This window comes from Clostridium tarantellae (assembly GCF_009295725.1).
Lineage (GTDB): Bacteria > Bacillota > Clostridia > Clostridiales > Clostridiaceae > Sarcina > Sarcina tarantellae.
The window spans coordinates 1-6,013 of record NZ_WHJC01000206.1; the positions used below are offsets into that span (position 1 = coordinate 1).

Consider the following 6,013-nt stretch of genomic DNA (forward strand, 5'->3'; position numbering starts at 1 on the left):
TATTCATAGAACCAAATTCCTCCTGTGTTTTATTAGTATTGGTTGTATTAATAGTTTGCACAGTTTTTAGGAATTTGGTTCATTTTTTATAAAATTAATTTTTAATTACTTGTAAAGTGGTGTTAACATAATTAACTTTAAATTTAAGCTAAATTATTTTAACCAATAAATAAAAAATTTATGTAAAAATTTCATGAAGTTGTATAATAATTAAGTAGTATAAAATAGAAACTAAAAAGTAATTTTAAAATATATTAATAATTAAGGAGTAGTTTGTATGGGCAGAAGAGTAATTTTATATATAGCAATGAGTTTAGATGGATATATTGCAAGAGAAAATGGTGCAATTGATTGGCTTTTAGGTGATGGAAGTGAACCAGAAGCTGATTATGGATATGCGGATTTTTATAGAAGTATTGATACTGTTATTATAGGAAGAAAAACCTACGATCAAATTGTAAATGAACTTAGCCCTAATAAATGGGTGTACAAAGGTAAAAAAAGTTATGTATTTACTAATAGTGATTATAAAAGAAATGATGATGTAGAATTTATTAAAGAAGATGTATGTGATTTTGTAAATAAATTAAAAGAAAAGAAAGGAAAAGATATCTGGATTTTAGGTGGAAGTTCTTTAGCTGATAGGCTTATTAAAGAAAACTTAATTGATGATTATATAATATCAATAATGCCTACTATTTTAGGGAATGGAATACAATTATTCAATAAAAATAATCCAGAGATTAAACTTAAATTAAAAAGTGTAAAAAGCTATAACGGCTCTGTATTAATGCATCATATTAGAAGAGAAGAATTTTAAAAAAGTATTTATTTTTATAGAAGTGTATGTGCACTTCTATATTTTTTTAAAAAGCAAAAAAATCATATAAAATTATTTTGTAACTAATAAAAGTTTATTTTCTAATAAAATAATTATAAAGTTTATTTAGAAGGAGTAAAGTATATGGACAATAAAGATTTACGTAGTTTTTTATCAGTTGTGTTTGGAATTTCCATTAGTAAATTAATTGATTATGGGATAAAAACTTTTAAAACATCTAATGAAATTAAGATCTGTATTATATCATTAATATAAAAAATTATAATAGGAGTAAGTACAAATGAAAAAAATTTTATCACTGAATTTAACTAAATTTATTTAAACATTATTTATTATTGGAACTATAGTTTCAGTATTTATTGTCTATAAGGATGTACAGAGTAATATTGCTATCAAATTTGTAATAGCATATGTAATTTTTACTTTTTTTTGTCTTTTATATTTTTCTTTAATTACATTAATAAAATTAAGGAAGTTAAAATGGAGTCAAATAAAAAAAAGATTAATTATATTTATAAAAATATTTATTTTTTTTAGTGCTTTAAATTTTATTTTTGATTATTTTTTTAGACATTCAAAGATAGATTTATTTAGAGAACTATCGATTCCTTTAGGGTTAGCATTTGGTACAGCATTTTTTGATGTTATATTTAAAAGAAAGCAAAAATAATACTTAGTTATTAATTTTAAAGATATTCATATAAAATACCATAATTAATTATATATTGGATAATAAAGTGATATTTGAAAAGTATGGTTATAAAGATGTATTATAGAATATATAGAATAGATAAATTATATTGGGGAAGTGATTATAATGTTAGAAGAAATAATACAAGTAGGGTTTCCTATTATAATTCAAATACTTGAAATAATGGGTGCTATAGTAATAACAGTAGGAGCATTAAAAGCATTTTATTACTATAGTTTAAGTGTTTTTAATAAATATGAGTATCCTATAAAGTTTGCATTAGCAAATGCTATGGCAATGGGGTTAGAATTTAAACTAGCTGCAGAAATTTTAAAAACTGTACTTATTAGAAGTTTTAAAGAAATAGCAATTTTAGGAGCAACAATTTTATTAAGAGCATTATTATCTTTTATAATTCATATGGAAATTAAATCAGATGGAAAAACGGTAAAAGAGTTACACAGTACAACAGAAGTACTTGATGAATTTAATAAAAAGTAATTAATTATTTGTAAAATATTAAGTTGAGTATTATTAATATTTTGGGTATAATTTACATTGAAGGAATTATAAGGTTTTTTCTTATGGAGGATATGATGATAGTATGCACCAGAACAGCAAGACTTGCTAAAAGAAAAAGGAGAGCTAAAAGAAAAAGAATAAAAATGTTAATAAAAAGTATTTGTCTGTTAGTAATAGTAAGTATAGTAAGTGGTATAACATTTATTTTTAAGAAATTTTTCAATTAAATTAGACAAATGAGTAAGCAAAACCAACAACATTTTAAAAATGTTATTGGTTTTGCTTATTTTAAAAATCCTATTTTATTAAAAGGGTAAAATCTAAAAATAGCTTTTCCAACGATATCTTTTTTACATACATAAGGATAAGTCCATTTTCTAGAATCAAAAGAGTCCTTTCTATTATCACCTAAAAATAGATAATTATCTTTTGGTACTTTAAAAATATTATTAGTATCTTCAGGAAATTTAACATAATTTTCTTCTAACAAAGAATTATTTATATAAACCTTTCCTTTTTTTATTTCTATAAAATCTCCAGGTAAGCCTATAACTCTTTTTATAAGCATATTTTCATTTGATTCATGATTAAAAACAATAATATCACCTCTATTTATTTTAGTATAGATTTTAGATATTATTAAATTATCACCTTCAATAAGGGTAGGATTCATAGAACCACTTGGAATATACGCAATAAATATAACAAACTTATTAATAATAAAAATCATTAATATACTTAATACTAAAAATTTAATAATAAAAAATAAAGTTTTTGAAGTTTGAGATTTCTTAGAGAGTTTATATTGATTTTCATTAATCAAATATGTCACCTTCTTTTTAATAAAAGTAAATAACTTATATTAATATTTTAATATAAATTCCAAAAAATGTAAATTAATTCGTTTTTTTATATGAAATTATAGAAGGATATTATTTTCAGTTTGTTACAGAAGAAAGGTTTTGATATAATAAATCACATATAAAATTACAATAGAAAATAGGAGTATAATATGAGAAAAAAATCTTTGGGATATGTATTATTTATAACTTTTATATCTACAATAGCATTGAATATGGCACATCCTGTTACCCCTATGCTTATTAGGAAATTAGGGTTACCAGCGTTTATGTTTGGTGTGTTTTTTGCAGCAATGTCATTAGGAAATTTTTTATTTTCACCTATATTTGGTTCCTTATCAGATAAACATGGAAGAATTAAATACTTAATGATGGGGCTTTTTGGCTATGGAATTAGTCAATTAGGTTTTGGATTTAATAGTAATCCTATAATTATAGTTATTTTTAGGTTTTTAGGAGGAGCTTTTGTAGTAAGTTATTTAACAACTTCAATTGCATATTTAAGTGATATTACTACAAAAGAAAATAGATTAAAATATATGACCTATTATTCTGCGGTAAGTACTATTGGCGGTTCTTTAGGTTCTTTATTAGGAGGAGTTTTAGGAAATAATAATTATAAAATAACATTTTTTGTGCAGTTTCTTTTATGTACTACAATTTGTGGAATTATATATTTATTATTTGAAGAAACTATTATTAATAAAACTAAAAAAACTATGAATAAAATTTCGTTAAATATGTTTTCTTTTAAAGAGCACAAAGATATGTTAACTCCACAATTAACTTTAGTTATGATAATGGTAATAATATTTTATTTTGCATCAACAAGTTATAATTCAAGCATTAACTATTATATAGAATCAGTATTAAATTTACCTCCTACTTTTAATGGTGTATTTTTATCAGTGGCAGGAATAATAGGATTTTTAGCTAATTTATTAATAACACCTTATTTAGGAAAAAGATTTGGGGAAGTAAAAAGTTTTAAAATTTTAAGTTTAGCATTATCTTTATCTGTAGCTATAGCAGCTTTAATACCTAATATAATTTTATTTTTTATTTTTATAATAATTTTTGTAGCTATTTGCAGTATATATGTACCTATACAACAAAATATAGTTGTAAGAATGTCTAAAAATAATTATGGTGCTGTTATGGGAATACAAAACTCAGCTAAAGCAATAGGAATGATTACAGGTTCATTGTTTTCAGGATTTATATTTGAAATAAATAGTAAACTACCATTTTTAACAGCAGCTATTTTATTAGGAGTAGGTTTTGTTATAGGTATTAAAAGTAGTATTAATTTAGAGGAAAATAATTAGGTATAATGTATAATATATTTTATTTTATATATAATATTAATAACTACTATGAATTTAATATGGTTGAAAGTAGTGTAAAGAAAAGTAAGAAAAATAGATATATTAGATTTTTTTAATAAAAAATTTGTGTATTTATGATGTTGAGAATATTATATGAAACTAAATTAAAAAGTTATTTGTAACTTAAAAAGTAAAAGTTTTATTAAATGAAAGGAAGATAAAAATGTCAAAAGATAGTCAACCAGATAATAAATTAGCTAGAATGAAAAAATGTAATTATCAAACTCCTATTACTAGTGAAGAAGGAAAAAATCATAATAGAACAGCTAAAAAACATTCTATTGAAAGAGAAGGATTCCAAAGTGATCATATAAATTAATTGTTGTAGGGAAAAACATTGTAAGTGTTTTTCCCTATTATCATATATTGATATAGTTTTTAATAAAATCTTCAATATACTTTTCATTAAAATTTGAGTCTATAATTTTATCATCTTTAATTAAAATATAGCCATTTTCTTCTGTTATATTTAAATGAGATTTTATAAAACCATTTTTATCAGAGATGGAATCTAAGCTTAATAAGCCTAGTTGTGATTCACATTCCATATTTGCCATAGGAGGACGTTCTGTTATTAGGAAAACATTAAAATTGTTATTTTTTATATTTTGTATGTGAGAATCATTCAACTGAACCAGTTGCTCTTTGCAAGGTCCTCACAAAGGATTTTTAGCAAAGAGCAAAAGGCTATTATCCTTAAGTACTTCTTGTACTGTAATTTCTTCATTTTGTTCTTTAATAACAATATTATTATTTGCTATAGATATGGAAGTTTTAGAAGTACTATTAGAGCTAATTTTTATAACTATAAATAAAAAGCATAGTATAAATGACCAAATTAACATAATAGAAATTTTATTTTTTTTCTTTTTTAAAGTCATAATTTCAACTCCTCACAATATTTCATGTATTAAATCAGTAAAATAAGTATTTATAATAAAAATTACATAAATTTAAATTAACAGATAATTTTATTAAGTAAAGGAAATAGCTTTGCATAAAGAATGTAAAACTATACTACAAGTTATAGAGCCACTTTTTAAATAAGCTTTACCATATAAATAACCCATTAAAGAATGGGAGCATGTGTATATAATAGCTAAAAATATATTTGAAGGTTCTAAAAATATAATATTGTGTAATATACCATAAATTAATGATTGAATAATGTTACTTTTAGTTTTAGATAATTTAAAAGCACTAAGAGTACCTAGTAAAAAACCTCTAAATAAAATTTCTTCATAAATTACAGGAAAAATTAATCCTTTCAAAAATGTTAAAATAAAAGACTTATCAGAACTTACCAAAGTAACACCACTTAATTCATAAACACATATAAGTATTAGTTTGTAGAGAATTGCTATTACTAAAATTCTTAGTAGCGTAATTAAGGAAGTATTAAAATTAAGACTAGAAATTTTTTCTCTAGATATATAACATACAAATAGTAAAGCAAATAAAATAAAATTAACTTTAAGTTCATTTTCTATATAAGGAACATTAAAGCCATAAATTATAAGCGTTGTTAAATTAACTATAACAGGCCAAAGTAGCCATTTAGAGTTATAAAAAGTATTTTTTTTATCATAAGGTAAAAAGCTTAAAGATACATATATATATATTAATAATAATATTGAGTACCATAAATTTAATATTAATATCTTTAAGTCTGTATTTTCTAAAAAATATAAAAATGATGATAATATATAAC

Annotated in this window: 10 protein-coding genes; 6 read left to right on the forward strand and 4 right to left on the reverse strand. The window is 22.1% G+C overall.

Annotated elements, in window-relative coordinates:
• Positions 1-277: 277 nt before the first annotated feature.
• The 4 genes from GBZ86_RS11525 (at position 278) to GBZ86_RS17215 (ending at position 2,281) form a co-directional block, all read left to right on the forward strand.
• Positions 278-820, forward strand: a complete 543-nt coding sequence (locus GBZ86_RS11525; RefSeq protein ID WP_152890816.1) for a dihydrofolate reductase family protein — start codon at positions 278-280, stop codon at positions 818-820.
• 144 nt (positions 821-964) lie between these two features.
• A complete protein-coding gene (locus GBZ86_RS18450) occupies positions 965-1,096 on the forward strand; it encodes a hypothetical protein (RefSeq protein WP_268817440.1) in 132 nt (43 codons plus the stop codon).
• A 562-nt stretch (positions 1,097-1,658) separates the two neighbouring features.
• Positions 1,659-2,033: a DUF1622 domain-containing protein gene (locus GBZ86_RS11535; RefSeq protein WP_152890818.1), complete on the forward strand. Its 375-nt coding sequence runs from the start codon at positions 1,659-1,661 to the stop codon at positions 2,031-2,033.
• Between the two features lie 95 nt (positions 2,034-2,128).
• On the forward strand, positions 2,129-2,281 hold the full coding sequence (locus tag GBZ86_RS17215; protein WP_207707445.1) for a hypothetical protein: 153 nt from the start codon (positions 2,129-2,131) through the stop codon (positions 2,279-2,281).
• Positions 2,282-2,337: 56 nt separating this feature from the next.
• Here the strand turns inward: GBZ86_RS17215 and lepB are convergent, their stop codons facing one another.
• Positions 2,338-2,886, reverse strand: a complete 549-nt coding sequence (lepB, locus tag GBZ86_RS11540) for a signal peptidase I (RefSeq protein WP_422678925.1) — start codon at positions 2,884-2,886, stop codon at positions 2,338-2,340.
• A 180-nt stretch (positions 2,887-3,066) separates the two neighbouring features.
• Between lepB and GBZ86_RS11545 the strand changes: the two genes are divergently transcribed.
• Both GBZ86_RS11545 and GBZ86_RS17220 read left to right on the forward strand, forming a co-directional pair.
• Entirely contained in the window at positions 3,067-4,242 is a 1,176-nt protein-coding gene (locus GBZ86_RS11545; RefSeq protein WP_152890820.1) for an MFS transporter, read from the forward strand.
• 223 nt (positions 4,243-4,465) lie between these two features.
• Positions 4,466-4,621, forward strand: coding sequence for a hypothetical protein (locus GBZ86_RS17220; RefSeq protein ID WP_170272228.1), 156 nt, complete (start codon positions 4,466-4,468; stop codon positions 4,619-4,621).
• Between the two features lie 40 nt (positions 4,622-4,661).
• Here GBZ86_RS17220 and GBZ86_RS11550 read toward each other — a convergent pair whose 3' ends face one another.
• The 3 genes from GBZ86_RS11550 to GBZ86_RS11560 all read right to left on the reverse strand — a co-directional run.
• A complete protein-coding gene (locus tag GBZ86_RS11550) occupies positions 4,662-4,931 on the reverse strand; it encodes a hypothetical protein (protein ID WP_152890822.1) in 270 nt (89 codons plus the stop codon).
• A 27-nt stretch (positions 4,932-4,958) separates the two neighbouring features.
• A complete protein-coding gene (locus GBZ86_RS11555; protein ID WP_152890824.1) occupies positions 4,959-5,183 on the reverse strand; it encodes a hypothetical protein in 225 nt (74 codons plus the stop codon).
• 93 nt (positions 5,184-5,276) lie between these two features.
• The coding region (locus GBZ86_RS11560; RefSeq protein WP_152890826.1) for a CPBP family intramembrane glutamic endopeptidase at positions 5,277-6,013 on the reverse strand (737 nt) is incomplete at its 5' end.

Excerpts from the sequence above, each read along its gene's own strand:
- GBZ86_RS11525 (WP_152890816.1), top strand. The coding sequence starts at position 278 with ATGGGCAGAAGAGTAATTTTATATATAGCAATGAGTTTAGATGGATAT.
- GBZ86_RS18450 (WP_268817440.1), top strand. The coding sequence starts at position 965 with ATGGACAATAAAGATTTACGTAGTTTTTTATCAGTTGTGTTTGGAATT.
- GBZ86_RS11535 (WP_152890818.1), top strand. The coding sequence starts at position 1,659 with ATGTTAGAAGAAATAATACAAGTAGGGTTTCCTATTATAATTCAAATA.
- GBZ86_RS17215 (WP_207707445.1), top strand. The coding sequence starts at position 2,129 with ATGATAGTATGCACCAGAACAGCAAGACTTGCTAAAAGAAAAAGGAGA.
- GBZ86_RS11545 (WP_152890820.1), top strand. The coding sequence starts at position 3,067 with ATGAGAAAAAAATCTTTGGGATATGTATTATTTATAACTTTTATATCT.
- GBZ86_RS17220 (WP_170272228.1), top strand. The coding sequence starts at position 4,466 with ATGTCAAAAGATAGTCAACCAGATAATAAATTAGCTAGAATGAAAAAA.
- GBZ86_RS11555 (WP_152890824.1), bottom strand. The coding sequence starts at position 5,183 with ATGACTTTAAAAAAGAAAAAAAATAAAATTTCTATTATGTTAATTTGG.